General features: G+C 38.0%; 23 protein-coding genes and 3 pseudogenes. 19 read left to right on the top strand and 7 right to left on the bottom strand.

Annotated elements, in window-relative coordinates; genetic code table 11:
* Positions 1–5: 5 nt before the first annotated feature.
* The 5 genes and pseudogenes from QAP06_RS07645 (at position 6) to QAP06_RS07625 (ending at position 2,347) form a co-directional block, all read left to right on the top strand.
* Positions 6–302, top strand: a complete 297-nt coding sequence (locus tag QAP06_RS07645; protein WP_000539111.1) for a hypothetical protein — start codon at positions 6–8, stop codon at positions 300–302.
* Positions 303–625: 323 nt separating this feature from the next.
* Positions 626–1,080, top strand: a pseudogene (locus QAP06_RS07765) (hypothetical protein).
* Complete coding sequence (locus tag QAP06_RS07635) at positions 1,070–1,657, top strand: hypothetical protein (protein WP_286465693.1); 588 nt, start codon at positions 1,070–1,072, stop codon at positions 1,655–1,657. The pseudogene QAP06_RS07765 and the gene QAP06_RS07635 overlap by 11 nt, the downstream one beginning before the upstream one ends.
* Before the next feature lie 81 nt (positions 1,658–1,738).
* Positions 1,739–2,101, top strand: a complete 363-nt coding sequence (locus QAP06_RS07630) for a hypothetical protein (protein ID WP_286465692.1) — start codon at positions 1,739–1,741, stop codon at positions 2,099–2,101.
* A 105-nt stretch (positions 2,102–2,206) separates the two neighbouring features.
* Entirely contained in the window at positions 2,207–2,347 is a 141-nt protein-coding gene (locus tag QAP06_RS07625) for a hypothetical protein (protein ID WP_180393089.1), read from the top strand.
* A gap of 25 nt (positions 2,348–2,372) precedes the next feature.
* On the opposite strand, the gene QAP06_RS07620 is transcribed toward QAP06_RS07625, so the two are convergent.
* Positions 2,373–3,236 (bottom strand): 3'-5' exonuclease, encoded by an 864-nt coding sequence (locus QAP06_RS07620; RefSeq protein WP_286465691.1) that lies wholly within the window; start codon positions 3,234–3,236, stop codon positions 2,373–2,375.
* A complete protein-coding gene (gene rpe / locus QAP06_RS07615; RefSeq protein WP_286465690.1) occupies positions 3,214–3,867 on the bottom strand; it encodes a ribulose-phosphate 3-epimerase in 654 nt (217 codons plus the stop codon). Before rpe ends, QAP06_RS07620 begins: the two co-directional genes overlap by 23 nt.
* A 70-nt stretch (positions 3,868–3,937) precedes the next feature.
* Here rpe and QAP06_RS07610 point away from each other — a divergent pair, with 70 nt between their 5' ends.
* The 4 genes from QAP06_RS07610 to QAP06_RS07595 are packed head-to-tail and all read left to right on the top strand — an operon-like array spanning position 3,938 to position 6,646.
* Complete coding sequence (locus tag QAP06_RS07610; protein ID WP_286465689.1) at positions 3,938–4,810, top strand: class 1 fructose-bisphosphatase; 873 nt, start codon at positions 3,938–3,940, stop codon at positions 4,808–4,810.
* Positions 4,810–5,013: a hypothetical protein gene (locus tag QAP06_RS07605; protein WP_001864762.1), complete on the top strand. Its 204-nt coding sequence runs from the start codon at positions 4,810–4,812 to the stop codon at positions 5,011–5,013. Before QAP06_RS07610 ends, QAP06_RS07605 begins: the two co-directional genes overlap by 1 nt.
* A 12-nt stretch (positions 5,014–5,025) precedes the next feature.
* On the top strand, positions 5,026–5,922 hold the full coding sequence (locus tag QAP06_RS07600) for an SAM-dependent methyltransferase (protein ID WP_286465688.1): 897 nt from the start codon (positions 5,026–5,028) through the stop codon (positions 5,920–5,922).
* Positions 5,915–6,646 carry a type II restriction endonuclease gene (locus QAP06_RS07595; RefSeq protein WP_286465686.1) on the top strand — a complete coding sequence of 244 codons (732 nt, stop codon included), beginning with the start codon at positions 5,915–5,917 and terminating at the stop codon, positions 6,644–6,646. The genes QAP06_RS07600 and QAP06_RS07595 overlap by 8 nt, the downstream gene beginning before the upstream one ends.
* A gap of 5 nt (positions 6,647–6,651) precedes the next feature.
* Here the strand turns inward: QAP06_RS07595 and QAP06_RS07590 are convergent.
* The 5 genes and pseudogenes from QAP06_RS07590 to rpsB form a co-directional block, all read right to left on the bottom strand.
* Positions 6,652–7,293 (bottom strand): annotated as a pseudogene (locus tag QAP06_RS07590) (DNA cytosine methyltransferase); the annotation flags it as partial.
* A pseudogene (locus QAP06_RS07585) lies at positions 7,283–7,813 on the bottom strand (hypothetical protein); the annotation flags it as partial. The pseudogenes QAP06_RS07585 and QAP06_RS07590, both read right to left, overlap by 11 nt.
* A 386-nt stretch (positions 7,814–8,199) precedes the next feature.
* On the bottom strand, positions 8,200–8,649 hold the full coding sequence (locus QAP06_RS07580) for a hypothetical protein (RefSeq protein ID WP_286465685.1): 450 nt from the start codon (positions 8,647–8,649) through the stop codon (positions 8,200–8,202).
* 56 nt (positions 8,650–8,705) lie between these two features.
* Positions 8,706–9,773: a translation elongation factor Ts gene (gene tsf, locus QAP06_RS07575; protein WP_286465684.1), complete on the bottom strand. Its 1,068-nt coding sequence runs from the start codon at positions 9,771–9,773 to the stop codon at positions 8,706–8,708.
* Entirely contained in the window at positions 9,773–10,567 is a 795-nt protein-coding gene (gene rpsB / locus QAP06_RS07570) for a 30S ribosomal protein S2 (RefSeq protein ID WP_050843289.1), read from the bottom strand. Before rpsB ends, tsf begins: the two co-directional genes overlap by 1 nt.
* Before the next feature lie 250 nt (positions 10,568–10,817).
* On the opposite strand from rpsB, the gene QAP06_RS07565 reads away from it, so the two are divergent.
* Genes QAP06_RS07565 through csd2 form a run of 10 tightly spaced genes read left to right on the top strand, consistent with a single transcriptional unit; the run spans position 10,818 to position 23,373 of the window.
* Positions 10,818–13,670: a RecB-like helicase gene (locus QAP06_RS07565; RefSeq protein ID WP_286465677.1), complete on the top strand. Its 2,853-nt coding sequence runs from the start codon at positions 10,818–10,820 to the stop codon at positions 13,668–13,670.
* 23 nt (positions 13,671–13,693) lie between these two features.
* Positions 13,694–15,010, top strand: coding sequence for a sodium/proton antiporter NhaA (gene nhaA / locus QAP06_RS07560; RefSeq protein ID WP_286465675.1), 1,317 nt, complete (start codon positions 13,694–13,696; stop codon positions 15,008–15,010).
* Positions 15,011–15,057: 47 nt separating this feature from the next.
* Positions 15,058–15,441 (top strand): preprotein translocase subunit YajC, encoded by a 384-nt coding sequence (gene yajC, locus QAP06_RS07555; RefSeq protein WP_154447871.1) that lies wholly within the window; start codon positions 15,058–15,060, stop codon positions 15,439–15,441.
* On the top strand, positions 15,438–17,015 hold the full coding sequence (gene secD / locus QAP06_RS07550; protein ID WP_286465673.1) for a protein translocase subunit SecD: 1,578 nt from the start codon (positions 15,438–15,440) through the stop codon (positions 17,013–17,015). Before yajC ends, secD begins: the two co-directional genes overlap by 4 nt.
* 8 nt (positions 17,016–17,023) lie before the next feature.
* Entirely contained in the window at positions 17,024–17,995 is a 972-nt protein-coding gene (gene secF / locus QAP06_RS07545; protein WP_286465672.1) for a protein translocase subunit SecF, read from the top strand.
* Positions 17,996–18,004: 9 nt separating this feature from the next.
* Positions 18,005–18,343 carry a DUF6394 family protein gene (locus QAP06_RS07540; RefSeq protein WP_000383774.1) on the top strand — a complete coding sequence of 113 codons (339 nt, stop codon included), beginning with the start codon at positions 18,005–18,007 and terminating at the stop codon, positions 18,341–18,343.
* Positions 18,344–18,352: 9 nt separating this feature from the next.
* Complete coding sequence (leuS, locus tag QAP06_RS07535) at positions 18,353–20,773, top strand: leucine--tRNA ligase (RefSeq protein WP_286467665.1); 2,421 nt, start codon at positions 18,353–18,355, stop codon at positions 20,771–20,773.
* On the top strand, positions 20,770–21,282 hold the full coding sequence (gene lptE, locus QAP06_RS07530; RefSeq protein ID WP_286465671.1) for an LPS assembly lipoprotein LptE: 513 nt from the start codon (positions 20,770–20,772) through the stop codon (positions 21,280–21,282). The genes leuS and lptE overlap by 4 nt, the downstream gene beginning before the upstream one ends.
* Positions 21,272–22,447, top strand: a complete 1,176-nt coding sequence (locus QAP06_RS07525; RefSeq protein WP_286465670.1) for a bifunctional folylpolyglutamate synthase/dihydrofolate synthase — start codon at positions 21,272–21,274, stop codon at positions 22,445–22,447. The genes lptE and QAP06_RS07525 overlap by 11 nt, the downstream gene beginning before the upstream one ends.
* A complete protein-coding gene (gene csd2 / locus QAP06_RS07520) occupies positions 22,447–23,373 on the top strand; it encodes a M23B family cell shape-determining DD-metalloendopeptidase Csd2 (protein ID WP_286465669.1) in 927 nt (308 codons plus the stop codon). Before QAP06_RS07525 ends, csd2 begins: the two co-directional genes overlap by 1 nt.
* Positions 23,374–23,377 lie beyond the last annotated feature (4 nt).

The following is a 23,377-nucleotide window of genomic DNA, read 5'->3' as shown; positions in this document are numbered from 1 at the left end:
TTAGCATGGGTGTTTCAGCTTTAGGCAATGTAACTTATATCAACCAAAACGCTCCTTTAAATTCTGCTATCCAACAGGGTGCAAGAAGTGATATGCTGGATTTAGCGCAAAGCTTTCAAAGTAAGCTTGAATTAGCCCAAGAGACAAGAGCATTAGAAAACATGCAATCCATTAGCGATAAAGACCCTAAAGAAGGCTCTAAAAACCGCTATCCAAACAGCCAAAGGGCTAAGGCGTTTGGCTTGGAAGAAGAAGAAATTGAATTGTGGCATGAAGAGCATTTGTTGGATATTGTGGGGTAGGGTTAAACTAAAGGGTTAAGATAACTTAAATGGATTTTTTTAATTTGGTTTAAGTAGAACTTGATGTAGGTTTTACTTAATTATTATATTTATACTTTTTTTCTGCTATTAAAATAATTTAAACAATAAAAATGTTTTTTATGTTGACTTACTATTATATTTATGATATTATAGAACCTATATTAATGGAAGCTATAACTAACTTTAAAAGCATATAGCAAAGACTCTCTAAAGTTGACTATAAAACGCTCTTTAGGGATAAAAAAGACAGCAAATCAATTGACAATAGCAAGATAAACATACTAGACTTAAAGGATAGCAAAATGAAACAAGCATTACAAGAAAACACATCAGCCCATGTTTAGTTGATGATTATCGTTATCTAAACAAAGGCATACCGAACTTTTTTGATTATAATATCAAAGACAAAAATGAAGCAAAGGAAAGACAAGATGAAAAAGAAAATCTAAAAGCCGAAATTGAAAAAGACAAACAAGACAGCGTTGAGTTAAAACATAGCGAAATTGACACAAAGGAAACACCAATGAGCGAACCATTAGAAACACTAGGCAAAGACAAGCAAGCCATGAGTGAAGCAATTAAAAAAGATATTGAAAAAGACAAAGAAAACCTCGCACGAGTGGAAGCAGACGAGAGCGAAAAAGGCTACGAAAAAAAGATACAAAGCAAACGCTATGCTAATGTAAATGGATGGGTAAGATTTAGAGATAGCATAAGCCTTGAAAAAAATTTAAAAGGAGTAAAATATGGGATTTAATTTTAATGCGACAACTAACTATAATTGGCATTTTAATTCAGAGATAACTAATAAACCAATCGCAGGTTTCTTAACGCATCAAAAATATTTAGATAATTTACTCACTGCAGTCAATAATACTAGTGAAACTTTGCTAGTAGGGCAACCAATAACACTTAAAATCAGTGCCACACTAAAAAGCAGTTTGGCAAGAATAGATCAAAACATATTAGAGATTAGTGAAACGCCTACAGAAACAAATGAGATTCTAAATGGTATTTTTATTGGTAATCTTGCTACAAATGAAAATAAAGCTTTACGCCCAACACAGACAACCTATGTAGCCGAAATTGGCAGTGGCGTGGAAGTGTTCTTACCATGCGATTTAAGTTTTATAAATCAAGGGAGTAGGCAATTTATTAGTTGGAATAAAACCAATCAATGCTACACTTTAGAAACGACTGGCGTGGAAAGTTTTGGCTCACAAAAAGTATCGTTACGAAGCAATGTAGTGGAGGGTAGGCAGATCGTATTTGATACGAATAATCCAACGCAGACAATCTTTAAAGACTGCTATGTGATTAAAGTTAAATTATAAGCAAAGGAAAACACAATGGCTAATTTATTACGAGCAACACCGCATGTTAATATGGAAAGACTATTTAGGCACTAATTTAGCTTGTGTAGCAAAAGAGAGCAAAACAACAGTGGAGGAGAACGAAATAAAATTAAAGCGATTTGTTTAGGTTTAGTAGTAATGGGGGCGTTAGCGTTTGCTAGCGATTATATTTTTGGTTATACAACAGAGGGTGAGCCCATTTACAAAAAAACAATTATTGAGGCCATTATCAATACAGATAAAAGAATAAAAGGGGTAATGAATGCTATGGTAATGATGACCAATGAGATTAAAAAGAACCACGAACAACTACAGCAAGCCAATGCGGATATGTATTCCATAGTCGCAAAAGTGGTATTGTTAGAAAACCGTATTAAAAAGCTACAGCAAGAAGTAACCAAGCTAAAACAAGCTAAAAAATAATCCACAAAAAAACCCCTATTTTATAAGGGGCTTCCTTGCTTTAAAAAACAAACGATACCGAACTATACCACAACCTAATTATTTTAGTATAATCATACTATGAGCATGGATAATAAAAACAACGATGAAGTCAATATCATACAAGAATACAAAAAGATATACGATGAGTGCGAAGTAGCAGATAAGATTAAAATACTAGGCAACATTCAAAAGTATCAAATGGATATGTTAAAATTTCACCCCTAATCAAACCCACTTAAACAGCGTTCGTTTAACTGGTTGCTTTTATGATATTGAACAAGCCCTTTGTCCTCTCAAAAAGAGAAAATGGCGGTGGAGCCTCTTGGTATCTGGCTCTTGGGGGTCTTTTGATCAAGGTGTTAGCACATTGGGAAAAATCAATCAAATCCATCGTCGTTTTGATGTAACTGGGCAGGTTTAATAAGCATATTTCAAAGAGCTTATAGCTCGCTAAAGCGTCCGCATAGGCTCTATGGCTGACTTCTATGCCAAACCCTAAAAGCTCTTTTAAAAAGCTCAAAGAATAACGCATGGACAAAATGGCTCGTTTGGATAAATCCAAAGTGCAAAGCTTTAAATTCAATAAGGGGCAATGCAATTTTTCCACAAAATAACGCCCTAAAAAGTTGTAATCAAAATTAGCGTTATGGGCTACAAACACGCTACTGCCTAAAAAAAGCCGCAATTCTTGCAAAGCTTCATGCACGCTTGGGGCGTTTAGGGTGTCTTCATAAGCGATGCCTGTAAGTTCAGCGATATAATCAGGCACGCTTTTGACTTTCACAAGGGTTTCAAAACGATTGATGATTTCCCCTCCCTTCACTTGCACGGCTCCAATTTCTAAAATCTCATGTTTTAGGGGGCAAGAGCCGGTGGTTTCTAAATCAATGAAGGAAAAAACCTCATCTTTAAGGGGGGTTTTAAGGTTTTTGAGCGTGATTAAATTTTCACTCGTTTCTATGAAATTAAGCCCGCACGCTTTTAAATATTCCAAATTGATTTCATCATAAATAAGGCGAGAGAGCGATTTTTCTAGCATGCCCAAGCTTAAATCCTGGTGCTTTAAGCGAGCGATTAGGGCTTGAATGTCTTTATGCAAGAGGCTGTCTGACATTCTGTAAGCCTTCAATAGCCAGCTTACGATCTTTGGATTTAAAAATATAACTCCCTGAAACCACCACATCCACGCCCGCTTGTTGGAGTTTAAAGATATTTGTATCATTCACGCCCCCATCCACTTCTAAAAGACAGCTAGGGTTGTAGCGTTTGATCAATTCTTTAACTTTCAAACACTTTTCTAGCACCAGATCTAAAAACTTCTGCCCACCAAAGCCCGGATTCACGCTCATTAAAAGCACTAACTCCACGCTTTCTAGCAAGTATTTAATACTTTCTTCATGCGTGTGGGGGTTTAGGACAATGCCTGGTGTGATGCCTGAATTTCTAATGAGTTGCAACACCCTGTGGGGGTGCTTTTCATTTTCTGCATGAATGCTGATGATTTGCGGTTTTAAAGGAGCGAACAATTCTACAAAAAAGCTCGCATTTTCTACCATTAAATGCACATCTAAAGGCACTTTGCTCATTTGAGTAACATTCTCTAAAATTACAGGCCCCATGGTTAAATTAGGCACATAATGCCCATCCATCACATCCACATGCAAAAAATCAGCGTTACTCACGCTCTCTATCTCTTTGGCTAAATGCATAAAATCAGCGCTCAAAAGGCTCGGAGCTACTTTCAAAATACTTCCCTATTTTTAATGTTTTAAAGTAAAATATTAGCATCTTTAATCAAATCATAAAAGGGTTTTTATGGATTACAAACATTTTAAAGGCAAGCATGCAAACATCGTTATAGAAATCATCAGTCTTTTAGAAAAAGGGGTTAAAAAAGCCCAAGAAATTTTAGAAAAGCCAGACGCTGGGAGTTACACTAAGTTAGAAAACAGCAGCGGGGATACGCCCATTAAAGCGGATTTAGCCCTAGACAAATTTTTAGAAGAAAATTTTTTGAGTTTAGAAAACATCAAAAGCGTTTTTAGCGAAGAAAAAGAAACGCCCGTTACTAAAGAAAACGGCTCTTATTTGATCGCTTATGATCCCTTAGACGGGAGTTCAGTGATGGAGGCGAATTTCTTAGTAGGCACGATTATAGGGGTTTATGAAAAGGATTATAAGGCGCAAAATCTAGTCGCAAGCCTTTATGTGGTTTTTGGGCATAAAATTGAATTAGTGGTGGCTTTAGAAGAAGTTTATCGTTACGCTTTTTATCAAAACAAGTTCCATTTTATAGAAACCATCGTTTTAGAAAATAAGGGTAAAATCGTCGCTAGCGGAGGCAATCAAAAGGATTTTTCTTCGGGCTTGAAAAAGGCTTTGGAAGGATTTTTTGCAGAAAATTACCGCTTACGATACTCAGGATCTATGGTGGCTGATGTCCATCATGTGCTCATTAAAAAAGGCGGAATGTTTTCCTACCCGCAAAAGAAATTACGAAAGCTTTTTGAAGTCTTTCCTTTAGCCTTGATCATTGAAAAAGCTAAAGGGGAAGCGTTTTATTTTGATAAGGGGGTTAAAAAGCGTTTGCTAGAGCAAAGCGTAGAAAATTACCATGAAAAAAGCGAATGCTATTTAGCTAGTCCGCATGAAGCTCAAATTTTAGAAAAACATTTAAAGGGAGAATGATGCCAAATAGCGCTAAAAAATTAGAATACGAAGAGCGTTTTAATGACGCTCTTTTGAAATTGCAAGCATGCCAAGAAGAAAAGCAAGTAGCGAGTTGCTTGAAATGCGAGAAGGTTTTGAATTGCGAGATCCGCAACAGCTATGTAAATGCGGCTTATGAGAGCATGAGTTTAGGCGAAGCGGGCGGGTTTGATTTCAATTAAAATGGGATTAAAATGGTTAGTAATACTATCTTGCAAAAGAATTTAGACGCTTTTTACACCCACCCCAAAATCGCACGATTTTGTTTGGATTTATTAAAAGATCTCATCAATCAAAATCTAGGGCTAGACTTAAACGCATTCCATTTTTTAGAGCCAAGTGCAGGGAGTGGGAGCTTTGTTGATGCATTAAAAGGATTAGGGATTGCTGATTGGGACGCCCTTGATATTGCCCCTAAAGCTCAAGGCATTCAAAAAAAAGATTATCTGTTGGAATTGATTGAGTTTAACAAAAAGCGTATTATTATTGGCAACCCTCCTTTTGGGCATAGAGGGAAATTAGCTCTAGATTTTTTAAACAAATCTTTAAACGAAGCACCTATTGTAGCGTTTATTTTGCCTAATTTATTCAAACGCTATTCCATTCAAAAACACATTGATAAGCGTGCAAAATTGGTTTTAAACGCTGATTTAGAAAAAAACGCTTTTATTTTTAATGAACGGCCCTATGATGTGAAATGCGTTTTTCAAATCTATATGCATAAAAATATCGCCCTAAATCTTAAAGACGAGCGCATCATTGCACCCCCCAAAATCCGCCATAATGATTTTATCACTTACATTCATAACAACACGCCACACACCCTTAAATATTTCAACAAAGAAAAATACCAATGGGATTTTGCGGTGGTGAGACAAGGCTTTTATGACTACAACGAAAAGATCACTAATGCAAATTTACTGATTAAAAACCGACAATATTTTTTCATCAAAGCCCATTCTAAAGAAGCTTTAATGATTATCCATAAAATTGATTTCAACAAACTCGCTCATAAAAACACGCAAGTTTTAGGGTTTTCTACTTATGATTTTGTGGAAGAATATTGCAAATTAAAGGAAATGCATGCTTGAAAAAGTGTTCCAAGAAATTACCAATAAAAGAAAGTTTTTTGCAAGTTCTAGCACAGGGGAGCAGTTTGAAAACCAATTTAGGAATGAATTAAAAAAACACTTTAGCGAAATCAACGGCGATTTAACAGAAAGATTAAGCCATATTGAAGAAAAGCCTAATAAAGAAATCAAAACCACTTTTAACCAACTCAAAAAGCAAGTTTTAGAAAAAAACCACCCACACACCCTTAAAAACCCTTTTTCAAACCTTACAAGCCATTTTTTATACCAGCCTTTTGGCTCACAAAATTACCCTGATTTTTTGGTTTTTATTTTTGATCATGTGGTAGGAATTGAAATCAAGTTTTCTAAAAACGATAAGGGTGAAAAAAACCTTCAAACATCTCGCCCCATGTGGAATTCAAACCTGCCTAAACCCAATGCGATTTATCTATATGGAGTCGCTAATGCAGACATCACTTTTTTTAAAGGCTCAGATATTTTGAGTTATGAAACCAGAGAGGTCTTACTCAAGTATTTTGATACTTTAGATAAAGATGAAGAAAGTTTGAAAAACGCCTTAAAGGATTTAGAAAACCCTTTTGGGTTTGCCCCCTACATCAGAAAAGCTTATGAGCATAAAAAGGAATTTTCTAACCACCACCAGATTGAAAGCTTCTTTTCACCCAACCACATTTTAAGAGAGCGGAATGTCTTGGAATTTTTGAAAACGCTCACTCATTAGCATATTAAGACTTTAAGCTCTACACGATAGCCTAATTCTTCATAAATTTTTAAAATGTCATCTACGACGCCATGCATTAAATCATTGAGTTTCTTTTGCAAGTTTTGTTTCTTTTGGCGTAAATTTAAGCCGTAATTTTCAAATTCCTTAGTGATAGAATTCTTTTTTCTTAACTCTGCTTTTTTGCCCTTATAGTTTTCTAACTCTTGGTATAAAATATCCACTTCTTGTAAAATTTTAGGGTCTGAATTTTGTGGCAAAATTTTAGCGTTTAGCATGCCTTTGACATTTTCTGTAATGCTGATTTTTGGTCTTAGGGCTTTGATTATTTCTAAATAGTAGCGGTAAAAATAATTGCGTTTGTCATTGGGTGAGCGCTCCCCAGCTAAGGAAAAACTCTTGCACACAATGCCAGCAAAAATCACATCAATCTCTTGTTTTATCTGTGTTTGCAAATGTTTAGGGTCAATTTCTGTAATGCTTGTTTGATCGATGATGGCATCTTTTAGTTCTTTATTGTTATGGAGTAAAGTTTTTAGGGCGTCTTTATCTATATCATTAACATAGAGCGTTTTAAAACCTTGTTGGATAAAACCTAAATGCGAACCGCCCGCTCCCACAAAAAATTCACAAACATTATATACCATTTAAAATTTCCTTATATCTTTCTTTATACTTATTAAAAAGTGAATGTTTTTCAATATGTTTAATAAAACTTTCTTTATTGCTGATAAAAGGGTTAAAAATCAATTGCCTTTGCACTAGTCTTTTAGTGGAATCAAAAAAAGCAAAATCATCTTTTGCGATATTAAGCCATGATGAAATGTATCTTAAATTGGACTCAGTCAAAAACAAGACTTCATGGTTGTTAAAATTCGCTCTAATGCGTTCTGCTATTTCGTTATTTTTTAAATTAAGCGTATCATTTTCTACAAGTTTAAAAATTTCAATGCAGTAAGGTTTGATATAGCTTTCAAAAACCATCACAAGAAATTCGCTATAACTCATATTCACAAAGTTTAAACCTATGCTTGTAGGATAATTTTGGCTATCAATGAAACCCAATGTGGATAGCGTGATAAAGACATTGCGCCAATTACCATTATTAAGCGAATTGGTCTTTTTTAAAATCGTTTCTTCTATGTTTTTACGATGCACTAATTTGTTTGTGAAGCACCCAAACGCTAAAGCGATTGGGCTTCCTAGGCTGATGTTGCCCATAGGGAAAGTTTGGTTCTCACTCTGTGTCCCTAATCATAGGGATTTTACAGAGTTTGAGCTCCAACGCATTCCCTACAGGTCTCACACATCATATCTCCAAAGGCGTAACTTCGCGCACTTCCTGTGCTAGATACAAATGTATGGGGGTATTATACTACAAGTTAGCGGCATTCATCCCAAACACTAAAGATGTTTGGGATTTCTGCTTGGGTGGTTTAAATTTAAAAATGGCTAAAACTTGGAGCAAGAAACACGCTTCAAAAAATCTAATATCATGCGCATAATAGGGCGAGATCACTTTAAAATCCCTGTGTTTTATCTCCCTTAATTTTTCATTCGCTATCATTAATGCATCTAACGGCTAAATTGTGCGAATTGATTTCTAAAATTTTCTTGCTTTTAGGGTACTTGAAAAGCCCCACATTAAAATCGTTGTTTTTCAACACGCTTTCAGGAAAAACCAACACGCTATTAAAATTTTGGCAAAATGCATAATTTTTAAGGCTTAGATGGTTTTCAAAAAAATATTCGTATTGAAAAATTTGACCGATACCACGCGCATATTCGCTCACCCCGATAGCTCCACCCTTACACTCTATGATAGCCCTAACTTTATTTTTTTCAAAAAGCGTGAAGTCTGCTGTAATGCCATTGATGTAAGCGTTCTCTCTTAACAACTTAAAATCCTTATAATCCATTTCTAAAACAGAGCAAATGTCTTTTTGAATGTTGTTGTTACTAGCGATTAAGTCTTGGAAGTCTTTTTCTAGTCTGTAAGGCATGTAGTTTATTGATGGTTAAAGTTAGTTTTTAAGCACGAAAAACGCGCTTTAAAACCCTATTTCATTTGTAAAGCTACTTCTTCAGCGAAATTTTCTGCCTTTTTCTCAATGCCTTCGCCCAATTCAAAACGCGTATACTCAGTGATTTCTAAATTGTCATCCCACTCTTTGGAGCAATCAGCAACCACTTGAGCGATAGTCTTTTTATCGTCCATGACATAGAATTGCCCTAAAAGGGTCAGGCGTTGATCAATAAGGGTGTTGTCAGCGATGAATCTTTCCATTTTTCCAGGAACGATTTTATCCCAGATTTTTTCAGGCTTGCCTTGCGCTTTTAATTCGTCTTCAAAGGCTTTCTTTTGGTGTGCTAAAACTTCATCGCTCAATTCAATGCGGCTCCCAAAAGTAGGAATGTTTTTTAAAGGTTTGCCCAAGCGTTTAGCTTCTTCATTGTCTTTTTCAATTTCAGCGATCAAGGCTAAAGTTTCTTTTTTGACAAAATCAAGGCTAAAGTCTTTGCTGTCTAATACTTGAGGTTTCATCGCTGCGGCATGCATAGCGATGTTTCGGGCCAGTTCAATTACTTTTGGAGCGTTTTTTTCATTATCGTATTTTATACCGATTAACACGCCCACTCTGGCGTTCGAATGCGCATAGCCGTTGATGATATGAGAGCTAGGGGCTTTTAAATGAGCGATTTTTCTCACTAGAATGTTTTCACCAATCACAGCGATTTGAGAGTGCAAATATTCTTCAAAAGGCTTGTTGTCTAACGGGCTTTTAAGCAGTTCTTCTGTGGTATGAATATTGTGGGCTTTGATCGTTTCTAAAGTTTTTTTAACCAATTCCTTAAAGCCCTCATTTTTAGCCACAAAATCCGTTTCGCTATTGATTTCTACCATCATCGCACTTTTAAAATCAGGCGCTACTTCTAAAGCGATAACGCCCTCAGCAGCGATCCTATCGGCCTTTTTAGCGGCTTTACTCAAGCCTTTTTCGCGCAAGAAATCAATAGCCTTTTGCAAATCCCCAGCCACTTCTACAAGGGCTTTTTTGCAATCCATCATGCCCGCATCGGTTAAGTCTCTTAATTTTTTGACTAATTGAGCGCTAATTCCTGACATTATTCGGCTCCTTGAGTGATTTCTTTTTGGATTTCAGCGAGCATTTCTTCTTTTTCTTCATTGCTCACATACTCTATCTCTTCGCTATTTTCATCCGCATGGACGATTTCTTCTTGCATGAGTTCTCGCCCCTCTAAAATCGCTTCGCTCATTTCTTTACAAAATAGCCTAATAGAGCGGATCGCATCGTCATTTCCAGGAATGGGGTAATCCACTAAATCAGGATCGCAGTTAGTGTCTAAGGGAGCCACGATAGGGATATGGAGTTTTCTTGCTTCAGCGACAGCGATTTTTTCTTTAGCCACATCAATCACAAAAATCATATCAGGGATTTTTTTCATGTGGCGCACCCCACCAAGATATTTATCCAGCTTTTCTTTTTTCCTTAAAATCATGAGTTTTTCTTTTTTAGTCAATAAATCAATTTGACCGCTATTTTCCATTTCTTCAATGATTTCTAATTTCCTCACCGATTTTCTAATGGTGCTAAAATTAGTCAGCATGCCACCAAGCCAGCGGTAATTGACATAAGGGACTTGAATGCTTTCAGCAAATTCTTTCAAAGTCTCATTGGCTTGTTTTTTAGTGCCTACAAACATGATGCTCTTGCCTTGAGCGCTCGCATCGCACACGATATTATAAGTGTATCTAAAATAGCGCAAAGTTTTTTGCAAATCAATAATATGGATATTTTTCCTAACGCCAAAAATGAATTTCTTGGTTTTAGGGTTCCAACGCCTTGTTTGGTGTCCAAAATGCACACCGCATTCTAATAAATCTTTCATGGTTACCATGAGAATATTCTCCTTAAAGTTATTTTGGTTCTCTTCCTCCATGCTCATTTGATTCTTAAGTTTCTTAAGAACACCTAAATACAAGGATTAGCATGTGTGAATTTGACGCTGTCTTTGCCTTTGATCCCTATAAAATGATAGAAAAACGACAAAACCCTATGATTATAGCAAAAGATTAGGGTTTTTTAGCTTAAGTAAAAAAGGCTTTTAGGTTATAATAAAGACAAAACAGAATTTTAGGATAGATCTAATGGATACAAAAAGACAATGCATGGCTTTAAAAGCTTCAGCAGGAAGCGGGAAGACTTTCGCTTTGAGCGTGCGGTTTTTGGCCCTATTGTTTAAGGGGGCTAATCCTAGCGAGATTTTAACGCTCACTTTCACCAAAAAAGCCACCGCCGAAATGAAAGAGCGCATTTTAGACTATTTAAAAATCTTGCAAAAAGAAAATCTTGAAGATGAAAAAGAAAAAGAAAAATCCCAAAATATCCTAAAAGAATTAGAAGAAAAATACCATTTAGACCCTAGTTTTGTGCAAAATAGGGCTCAAGAAATCTACCAACGCTTTTTAAACGCCGAAATTAGAATCAGCACCATTGATGCGTTTTTCCAAAGCATTTTAAGGAAATTTTGCTGGTTTGTGGGGTTGAGCGCGAATTTTGAAGTCAATGAAGACACAAAAGCGCACCAGCAACAGCTCAATGAGAGTTTTTTGAGCGCTTTAAATAATGAACAGCTTGAGGAATTGAGCGTTTTTATCGCTCAATGCTTAAGCCATGATAGTTACACAAGCGATTCTATTTTAGAGCGGTTGCGTTTTTTAAAAAACAAGCTCTATTTATTTGATCCCAATAAGAAAGATCCTGTATTTGATGAAGAGAGGTTTTTAGAAAAACTAAGAAGCTTAAACCAACAAATTCAAAACATAGAAACAGCATCAAATGAGGCTAAAACAGCCATTAAATGCGATGATTTTAGGGGATTTTTAAACAGCTCTTTAACCTGGCTTAAAAAAAAGGGCGAATACCGCTATTTCAAAAAATTCAAAGATGAAATCCCCACTTTAGAGAGCGAATGCGAAGAAATTGAAAACGATCTAAAACGCTATTATGAAGCCAGAGAAAGTGCATTGTTTAAAAAATTCCCTAAATTCATCCAGCTTTATGATAAAGCCACTTCTAAAATCCAAGCCCTGGATTTTGATGCGATTAAAGATAAAGTCCATGCCTTATTGAATGGTTATGAAGAAATGCCAGCGGAGTTTTTTTATTTCAGATTGGACAGCAAGATCGTGCACATTTTGATTGATGAATTTCAAGACACGAGCTTGAACGATTATAAGATTTTAGCCCCTTTTATTGATGAGATTAAAGCCGGGATAGGGCAAGCTAAATGGAATAGGAGCGTGTTTTTTGTGGGCGATGTCAAACAGAGCATTTATGCCTTTAGGGGGAGTTTTAGCTCCTTGTTTGAAAGCGTTTCTAAGGATTTTTACCACGATAATTTACAATTCAACCACCGCAGTTCGCCTTTGATTATTAATTATGTGAATACCATTTTTAAAAAGGCTTATCAAGATTCCCCCACCGCTTATTTGGATCAAAAATACCCTAAAGCTTCCAGTAATAAACATGCTACAGACGGCTATGTGAAAGTTTCTTTAGTGGCTGATGGAAGAGAATTGTTGTTAGAACAAATCTTGCAAGAAGCTAAAAACCTTTTAGAGCATCGTATTGAGCCTAAAGACATTACCATTTTATGTGCCACTAATGATGACGCTTTAGAAATCAAAAATTATTTGCAAGAGCATTTGAGCGCCATTCGCCCAAGCACGGAATCTAGCGCTAAATTGTCTCAATTTGTAGAATCTAAAATCATTAAGAACGCTTTAAAATACGCTCTAGCTGAAGAACCTTACAAGCCCTTTTATAAGCACAGCGTTTTAAAACTCGCTGGATATTTGCATGATGATGCGATCGCTTTAGCTGGTTTCAACCCCAAAAAAGAGAGCGTGGCGGGCTTTGTGTGGAAGGTGATGGAATTGTTTGAGCTTTATGGAGAGTGCGCACAAATCTGCTTGGAGTTGGCGGTTGGGTGCGAAGACGCTGATGGATTTTTAGAAAAATTAGAGGCTAAAAAGATTGCTTCTTTCAATTTAAAAGGCGCTCAAATCATGACCATCCATAAATCTAAAGGCATGCAATTCCCTTATGTGATCGTGTGCGAACGCTTGGGCAAGCCTAAATCCAATAACTCCAATCAATTCCTTGAAGAATATAATGGCACAGAGCTTCTTCGCCTTTATTACAGGATGAAAAATCGTGAGATGGTGGATAAAGATTACGCTAGGGCTTTAGACAAAGAAGAAGCGGCTAAAGAGAGTGAAGAAACCAATAAGTATTATGTCGCATTCACTAGGGCTGAGTTAGGGCTGGTTGTCGTGGCTAAAGACAAAGGCCAAAAAAAAGACCAAAAAGAAAGCGAAAACAAAGGAATGCGCGAAAAATTGGATCTTGCGCCTTTAGAAGAGGGGGAAATCGCACCGGTTATTTCTCCTCAAAAAGAGCCTTTAATCGCAAGCGTTGTAATCAAACCCCATGCCTATGGCGAGCAAGTCCAAGAGATAGAAGAAGAGCCAGATAGCGATTATGAAAAGAATAACGACCAGGAAGCGATCAACTTTGGTATCGCCTTGCACAAGGGGTTAGAATACCAATACGCTTATAATATTCCTAAAAAAAGCGTTTTAGAATATTTAAACTACCATCATGGTTTTTATGGTTTGGATCACCAAGCGTTAGAAGAAAGTTTAGAGCTTTTTGAAAACGATGCAGAGATACAAGCTCTTTTTAAAAATTTGGCCCTAAAGGGTGAAGCGGCTTTTTTATTTGAAGGAGTTGTATCTAGGATTGATGTTTTATTGTGGGATAAGGGGCAAAATTTGTATGTTTTAGATTATAAAAGCTCTCAAAATTACCAGCAAAGCCACAAGGCTCAAGTGTCTCATTACGCTACGTTTTTGCAAACTCAAGCCCCCCATTTTAAGATACAAGCGGGCATTATTTACGCTCATAAAAGACTGCTTGAAAAATTATGGGTTTGAAATTAAAAATTTTAAGGTTGTCTATGAATATCAAAAAAACAGAAAACGCGCTCAGTGTGACGCTTAAAAACTTCATTAAAAGCGAGTCTTTTGGAGGGATTTTCCTCTTTTTAAACGCTGTTTTAGCGATGGTGGTGGCTAATTCGTTTTTAAAAGAAAGTTATTTTGCGCTATGGCACACCCCTTTTGGGTTTCAAATAGGGGATTTTTTCATCGGCTTTAGTTTGCATCACTGGATTGATGATGTTTTAATGGCGTTATTTTTTTTAATGATAGGATTAGAGATCAAGCGAGAATTGTTGTTTGGGGAGCTATCCAGTTTCAAAAAAGCTTCTTTTCCTGTGATTGCGGCTATAGGGGGCATGATAGCCCCAGGATTGATTTATTTTTTTCTTAACGCTAACACGCCTTCTCAGCATGGTTTTGGGATCCCTATGGCGACAGATATTGCGTTCGCTTTGGGCGTGATCATGCTTTTAGGCAAGAGGGTGCCAACCGCTTTAAAGGTTTTTTTAATCACTCTAGCGGTGGCTGATGACTTGGGGGCTATTGTGGTGATCGCGCTTTTTTATACCACGAATTTAAAATTCGCATGGCTTTTAGGGGCTTTAGGGGTGGTTCTCATTCTAGCTGTATTAAACCACTTGAATACCCGCTCGCTTATCCCTTACTTGCTTTTAGGGGTGTTGCTTTGGTTTTGCGTGCATGAGAGCGGTATCCATGCGACGATTGCTGCAGTGATTCTAGCTTTTATGATACCGGTGAAGATCCCTAAAGATTCTAAAAATGTAGAGCTTTTAGAGCTGGGCAAGCGATACGCAGAAACGAGTTCAGGAGCGCTTTTGACCAAAGAACAGCAAGAGATCTTGCATTCCATTGAAGAAAAAGCGAGCGCTTTACAAAGCCCCTTAGAAAGATTGGAGCATTTTTTAGCCCCCATTAGCGGGTATTTCATCATGCCCTTATTTGCGTTTGCAAACGCTGGGGTGAGCGTTGATTCTAGCATCAATTTAGAAGTGGATAAGGTGCTTTTAGGGGTTATTTTAGGGCTTTGTTTGGGCAAGCCTTTAGGGATTTTTCTCGTCACTTTTATAAGCGAAAAGCTTAAAATCACCGCGCGCCCTAAAGGCATCAGCTGGTGGCATATTTTGGGGGCTGGGCTTTTAGCAGGGATTGGCTTTACCATGTCTATGTTTATTTCTAATTTGGCTTTCATAAGCGAGCATAAGGACGCTATGGAAGTGGCAAAAATTGCGATTTTACTGGGATCTTTGATTTCTGGGATCATAGGGGCTTTGTATTTATTTTTATTAAACCAAAGAGCGGCTTTAAAGAAATAGTTAAAAATGCTATAATTTGAGATTAAAACATCTTTTAAGGGAATTAAATGGGACAAACTAAAGAAATTCTAACGACGCTTTTACCCTTTGTGGTGTTGTTTCTTATTTTTTATTTTTTGATTGTTCGACCGCAACGCCAGCAACAAAAAAAGCACAAAGAAATGATAGAGGGCTTGACTAAGGGCGATAAAGTTGTCACTCAAGGCGGGTTGATCGTTGAGGTGCTTAAAGCGGAAGCGAATTTTTTTAGCGTGAAGCTCAATGATGACACCACCGCTAAACTTTCTAAAAACTATATAGCGTTCAAATTAGACGAATTGGATCAATTTGGTTTGGCAGAGCCTATAGTTATCCAACAAGGCAGAGAAGAAATCTCGGCAAAATTATCTGGTACTAAAACTTTGAAACAACGCCAAATAACAACTAAATGAAACTTTTTAACCCTCGTTTAATCGTTTTTATTTGTGCGCTTCTTTTAGGGGTAGGGTTTTCTGTGCCTTCTTTGCTAGAGACTAAAGGCCCTAAAATCACTTTAGGTTTGGATTTAAGGGGAGGGTTAAACATGCTTTTAGGGGTGCAAACCGATGAAGCCTTAAAAAACAAGTATTTAAGCTTGGCGTCCGCTTTAGAATACAACGCTAAAAAGCAAAATATCTTGCTTAAAGACATTAAATCCAGCCTAGAGGGGATCAGTTTTGAGCTTTTAGATGAAGATGAAGCGAAAAAATTAGACGCGCTTTTATTGGAATTGCAAGGCCATAGCCAGTTTGAAATCAACAAAGAAGCGGGGTTTTATAGCGTGAAGCTCACCCCTTTAGAGCAAGAGGAATTGCGTAAAAACACGATTTTGCAAGTGATAGGGATCATTCGTAACCGCTTGGATCAATTTGGTTTGGCAGAGCCTATAGTCATTCAGCAAGGCCGAGAAGAAATTTCGGTGCAATTGCCCGGTATTAAGACTTTAGAAGAAGAACGGCGCGCTAAAGAGTTGATTTCAAGGTCCGCTCATTTGCAGATGATGGCGGTGGATGAAGAGCACAATAAAGATGCGATGAAAATGACGGATTTAGAGGCTCAAAAATTAGGCAGCGTGTTGTTATCGGATGTGGAAATGGGTGGTAAAATCTTGCTCAAAGCGATCCCCATTTTAGATGGCGAAATGCTTACAGATGCGAAAGTGGTGTATGATCAAAACAACCAGCCGGTGGTGAGCTTCACGCTAGATGCGCAAGGGGCTAAGATTTTTGGGGATTTCTCAGGCGCGAATGTGGGCAAACGCATGGCGATTGTTTTAGACAATAAGGTTTATTCAGCCCCAGTGATTAGGGAGCGTATTGGCGGAGGGAGTGGGCAAATTAGCGGGAATTTTAGCGTGGCTCAAGCGAGCGATTTAGCGATCGCTTTAAGGAGTGGGGCGATGAGCGCTCCCATTCAGGTTTTAGAAAAAAGAATTATTGGCCCGAGTTTGGGGAAAGACAGCGTTAAAACTTCCATTATCGCTCTGGTTGGGGGCTTTATTTTAGTGATGGGCTTTATGGTGCTTTATTACTCTATGGCGGGGGTGATCGCTTGTTTGGCGTTAGTGGTCAATCTTTTTTTGATTGTGGCGGTCATGGCGGTTTTTGGAGCGACGCTGACTTTACCTGGAATGGCGGGAATTGTTTTAACCGTGGGGATTGCCGTGGATGCTAATATCATTATCAATGAGCGCATTAGAGAGGTCTTAAGAGAGAATGAAAGCATCGCTAAAGCGATCCATTTAGGCTATATCAATGCGAGCCGGGCGATCTTTGATTCTAATATCACTTCCTTGATCGCTTCAGTGTTGTTATACGCTTATGGCACAGGAGCGATTAAAGGCTTTGCCCTAACCACAGGCATTGGGATTTTAGCCTCTATTATCACCGCTATTGTAGGCACGCAAGGGATTTATCAAGCCCTTTTGCCTAAACTCACACAAACAAAAAGCCTTTACTTTTGGTTTGGCGTGAATAAAAGAGCTTAGGAGGTTTTATGGAATTATTCAAACAAACTAGAATCTTAAGCTTCATGCGTTATTCCAATTATGGGGTGGTTGTTTCAGCGATCTTAGCGCTTTTAGCGTTGGGGCTTTTGTTTTTTAAAGGGTTTTCTTTAGGGATTGATTTTGCGGGGGGGAGTTTGGTGCAAGTGCGTTACACTCAAAACGCTCCCGTTAAAGAAGTGCGCGATCTTTTTGAAAAAGAAGCTCGCTTTAAGGGCGTGCAAGTGAGCGAATTTGGCTCTAAAGAAGAAATTTTAATCAAATTCCCTTTTGTAGAAACGGCTGAAAACGAAGATTTGAACGCTATCGTGGCTAACATTCTAAAACCCAGTGGCGATTTTGAAATCCGTAAATTTGACACCGTTGGCCCTAGAGTGGGGAGCGAATTGAAAGAAAAGGGCGTTTTATCGCTGATTTTAGCGTTAATGGCGATCATGGTTTATGTGAGTTTCCGCTATGAATGGCGTTTTGCTTTAGCGAGCGTTATTGCGCTTGTGCATGATGTGATTTTAGTGGCAAGCTCAGTGATTGTTTTTAAGATTGATATGAATTTGGAAGTGATTGCGGCTTTGCTCACTTTGATTGGGTATTCTATTAATGATACGATCATTATTTTTGATCGGATCAGAGAAGAGATGCTCTCTCAAAAAACCAAAAACGCCATTCAAGCCATTGATGAAGCCATTTCCAGCACGCTCACGCGCACGCTTTTAACTTCTTTAACCGTGTTTTTTGTGGTGTTGATTTTGTGCGTGTTTGGGAGTAAGATCATTATTGGCTTTTCATTGCCCATGCTAATAGGCACGATTGTAGGGACTTATAGCTCTATTTTCATCGCCCCTAAAGTAGCGTTATTGTTGGGCTTTGATATGGATAAATATTATGAGAATGAGGCTAGAAAAATCAAAAAAGCTCAAGAGAAAGAAAAAATGCGCCGTTTGTATGAGGGCGGTCAAGTTTAAGGAGTTTCTATGGATTGGGGTCGGGTCGTTCATGTGCTGTTTAGCCTTATTTCTTTAACCACCATTGCAGGGTTTTTGTATGAGCCTAACACGGTGGTGTTGTTTGTAGCGTTAGCTTTAAATCTTATTTCTGTTACGCTCAAAATTGGGGTGTGTAAGCGTTTCGCTTCAGAGCTGTTGGCGAGCTCTTTAGCTACCGTGTTGCATCTCATACCGGCATTTGTGTTTTTACAGATTTTAAATAATTTGGTTACAGCTTACATGCTCATGATCGGGGCGTTGATTAGTAACGCTTTCAGTCTCATCTTTTTGTTGATTGAAAGCGTTGTAACGAGCGAAACAGATTAAGGGGTAATGATGGATTTTATCAATATAGAAAAAAAATGGCAAGAATTTTGGTGGAAAAATAAGAGTTTTGAGCCTAAAGACGATTTTAATCTCCCTAAAAAATACATTCTAAGCATGCTGCCTTATCCTAGTGGGGAAATCCACATGGGGCATGTGCGCAATTACACCATTGGCGATGCGTTGGCGCGTTATTATCGTTTGCATTCTTACAATGTGTTACACCCTATGGGGTTTGATTCTTTTGGGATGCCTGCAGAAAATGCGGCCATTAAGCATGGTATCCACCCTAAAACCTGGACTTATGAAAACATTGAAAACATGCAAAAAGAGTTTGAAGCTTTAGGATTTTCTTTTTCTAAAAACAGGGAATTTGCCACTTCAGATCCGGATTACACGAAATTCGAACAGCAATTTTTCATTGATTTGTGGGAAAAAGGGCTAGTCTATCGCAAAAAAGCCATGCTCAATTGGTGCCCTAACGACAAAACCGTTTTAGCTAATGAGCAAGTCATTGATGGGAGGTGCTGGCGTTGCGATACAGAAGTGATTCAAAAAGAACTCTATCAATATTATTTGAAGATCACAAACTACGCTGAAGAATTACTAAAAGACTTAGAAACTTTAGAAAATCATTGGCCTTCTCAAGTCCTAATCATGCAAAAAAACTGGATAGGAAAATCTAGCGGGTTGCAATTTGGTTTTAAAATCGCTGATGAGTGCTTGAAAGCTTGCAATGGCATTCAAGAAATTGAAGTTTTTACCACAAGAGCGGACACCATTTATGGCGTAACTTACATCGCTATCGCCCCAGAACACCCTTTAGTAGAGCATGCCATTAAGCAAGTGAGCCAAGAAGATTCAAAGATGATTAAAGCGATTTTAAACACGACTCAAAGAGAAAGAGCTTTAGAGAAAAAAGGGGTGTTTTTAGGCATTTACGCTATCCACCCTTTAACAAAGCAAAAAATCCCGGTTTGGGTGGCTAATTTCGCCCTAGCTAATTATGGCTCTGGGGCGTTAATGGGCGTGCCAGCCTGCGATGAAAGGGATTTTGAATTCGCTAATCTGTATCATATCCCTATTAAAGTGATCACTCAAAGCCCTCAAAATTTGCCCCACACCAAAGAAGAGGTTTTAAAAAATAGCGGGGAGTGGAGCGATCTTTCTAGCTCAGTGGCCAGAGAGCAAATCATCGCTTATTTTGAAAAAGAAAATCTCGGTAAAAGGGTGATCAACTACCGCTTGCAAGATTGGGGGGTGAGCCGTCAAAGGTATTGGGGGGCACCCATTCCAATGATTCATTGCAAACATTGTGGGATTGTGCCTGAAACCCAACTGCCGGTAACTTTACCTGAAGATATTGTGATTGATGGGGAGGGCAATCCGTTAGAAAAGCATGCGAGTTGGAAATTCGCTCAATGCCCCAAATGCCATAAAGACGCTTTAAGAGAAACAGACACCATGGATACTTTCATCCAATCCAGCTGGTATTTCTTGCGCTACACCACCCCCAAAGATGAGCGTGAAAATCAAGCGTTTGATCAAAATTACTTGAAGTATTTCATGCCGGTGGATACTTACATTGGAGGCATTGAACATGCGATTTTGCACTTGTTATACGCGCGTTTTTTCACTAAGGCTTTAAGGGATTTGGGCTATCTTGATTTAGATGAGCCTTTTAAACAGCTTATCACTCAAGGCATGGTCTTAAAAGATGGTGCTAAGATGAGCAAGTCTAAAGGCAATGTCGTTAGCCCTAAAGAGATACTTAAAAAATACGGGGCTGATGCTGCAAGGCTCTTTATCCTTTTTGCTGCCCCACCGGCTAAAGAGTTAGAATGGAATGACAGCGCTTTAGAGGGGGCGCACCGGTTTATCAAGCGCTTATACGATAAAGCGAGTGCCATTACCCCTACCACTTCTAAGCCTGAATTTAAAGAAGTCAGCCTGAATGAAGTGCAAAAACTAGCCCGTAAAAAAGTCTATGAAGCGTTAAAAAAATCGCATGAAATTTTCAATAAGGCTGAAAGCGCTTACGCGTTTAACACTTTGATCGCAAGCTGCATGGAGGCTTTAAACGCTTTGAGTGCACAAAATAATGAGCAAATTTTATGCGAGGGTTATTTTGTGTTGTTGCAAATTTTAGAGCCTATTATCCCGCACACGGCATGGGAGTTGAGCGAGAGGCTTTTTAAAAGAGAGAATTTTAAGCCTATAGCGATCGATGAAAACGCTTTAATAGAAGACTTTATGACTTTAGGGCTTACCATTAATGGCAAAAGGCGCGCGGAATTGAAGGTCAATATTAACGCCAGTAAAGAAGAAATCATTATTTTGGCTAAAAAAGCATTAGAAAAATATTTAGAAAATGCAAGCGTTAAAAAAGAAATTTATGTGCCTAATAAGCTTGTTAATTTTGTTGTCGCATGAGGGCTTTACTTTTTTTTATTGTGTTGCTTTTGTTCAAGGGCTGTGGGTATAAGCCCATCGCCGCTTACGCTCAAAACGCTTTAGGCGATAGCATCTATGTGAAACTCATTGTGAATTTGCCTAACCCTGAAAACTCTGTAGAGTTTAAGGATTTGATGAATCGTCTAGTCGTGCAACGCTTCCAAAGCCGCTTAGCGAGTGAAAAGGATGCGGATTCTATCATTATTATAGAAATCACGAATGTAACCGATACGAGTATCACGCAAAATAAAGAAGGCTTTACGACTTTCTATCGTGCGACCGTGTCTGTGAATTACACCTACGACAATAAAAGAGGCACACAAAAGACTTTTCAAGATAGCGGGTATTATAATTACGCTGTGAATTTGCAAGACCCCCTTAATACCTACCAGAACCGCTATTACGCTATCAATCAGGCTGTGGAGCAAACTTTGACTAAATTTGTCGCACAAATCGCTTATGAAGGAAAATTCAATAATGAAAAATAGTCCTTTGAATGGATTAAGGGCGTTTTTAGAAACAAAGCCTAAGGAATACCATAAATTTGATCCTAGCCGTTTCATTCAAATTTATAAAGATTTTAAAAACGCTTTTTTTGAGATCCAAGCCAAAGTCATTCATGTGGTAGGGACTAATGGCAAGGGTAGCACGGGGCGGTTTTTAACCCTTTTATTGGCCGATCAAAATTTTAAGGTGTTGCATTTCACCTCCCCTCATGTTTTTGAATTTAGGGAGCGCTTTTTTTTGAATGGCTCTGTTGTTGAAGAAAGCGTTTTAGAAAACGCCCACCAGCAATTGCAATCGCACGCTTTCAGCAGCGCTTGCTCGTATTTTGAATACGCTACCTTACTAGCTGTCATGCTCGCTAAAGATTGCGATTATTTGGTTTTAGAAGCAGGGCTTGGGGGGGAGTTTGACAGCACGAACGCTTTAGAAAAAACCCTAAGCATTTTCACTCCCATTGATTATGATCATAAGGAATTTTTAGGGGATAGTTTAGAAAGCATTGCACAAACCAAATTAAAAGCGATGGGTTCTCTTAGTATCATCGCTCCCCAACAAGAACTGGTTTTGAATATCGCTCAAAAAATCGCCAAAGACAAACACGCAAAATTGATTGTGGTTCAAAACGAGATTTCACAAGAAGTGAAAGCCTATATTGAACGCTACCATTTAGCCCGTTTTTTAGCGATGAATTTAGAAGTGGCTCTAAAGGCGTTTGAAACGCTATTGCCATGCAATAAACAAGAAGTTTTAAAAAACCTAAAGCCCCTAAATTTAATCGGCCGTTGCGAGCTTTTAAGCCCTAATATCTTAATAGATGTGGGGCATAACCCCCATAGCGCCAAAGCCTTAAAAGAAGAAATCAAGCGCGTTTTTAACGCTAAAATTATTTTAATTTATAATTGCTATCAAGATAAAGACGCTTGTGGGGTGTTAGAAATTTTAAAGCCTGTGGTTAAAAAGGTTTTGATTTTAGAATTGCATAATGAAAGGATTATCCAATTAGAAAAGCTTAAAGGGATTTTAGAAACCTTAGGGTTAGAACACGCTTTGTTTGAAGATGTAAAAGAAAATGAAAATTATTTGGTGTATGGCTCATTTCTAGTAGCCAACGCTTTTTATAAGCGCTATCAAAAGAAGAGGGATTGATGCCACAAAACCAGCTTGTGATCACCATCATTGATGAATCAGGCTCTAAACAGCTCAAATTTTCTAAAAATTTAAAACGCAACCTCATCATTTCTGTTGTTATTTTTTTGTTGATCGTGGGGCTTGGCGTAGGGTTTTTAAAATTTTTAATCGCTAAAATGGATACGATGACAAGCGAGAGGAACGCGGTTTTAAGGGATTTTAGGGATTTGTATCAAAAAAATTACACTTTGACAAAAGAGATTAAAAACAAGCGAGAAGAGCTCTTTATTGTGGGGCAAAAGATTCGCGGATTAGAATCCTTGATTGAAATCAAAAGAGGGGCTAATGGGGGCGTGCATCTCTATGATGGAGTGGATTTAGAAAATTTGAATTTGGCTCAAAAACATTTAGCGCTCATGCTCATTCCTAATGGCATGCCCCTAAAAACTTATAGCGCGATCAAATCCACCAAAGAAAGGAACCACCCTATTAAAAAGATTAAGGGCGTTGAATCCGGGATTGATTTTATTGCGCCATTAAACACGCCTGTGTATGCGAGCGCTGATGGGATTGTGGATTTTGTGAAGACTAATTCTAATGTGGGGTATGGGAACTTGGTGCGCATTGAACATGCGTTTGGTTTTAGCTCCATTTACACGCATTTAGATCATGTCAATGTGCAGCCTAAAAGCTTTATCCAAAAAGGGCAGTTGATTGGCTATAGCGGGAAGAGCGGTAATAGCGGCGGCGAAAAATTGCATTATGAAGTGCGCTTTTTGGGTAAAATTTTAGACGCAGAAAAATTTCTGGCATGGGATTTGGATCATTTTCAAAGCGCTCTAGAAGAAAATAAATTTATTGAATGGAAGAATTTGTTTTGGGTTTTAGAAGACATTGTTCAGCTCCAAGAGCATGTGGATAAAGACGCGCTAATAAGCCAGTAAGGAT

The organism is Helicobacter pylori (genome assembly GCF_030323545.1).
Classification (GTDB): domain Bacteria; phylum Campylobacterota; class Campylobacteria; order Campylobacterales; family Helicobacteraceae; genus Helicobacter; species Helicobacter pylori_CO.
The sequence above is the reverse complement of the archived record's forward strand: the minus strand, read 5'-3'. Positions and strand labels throughout refer to the sequence as shown.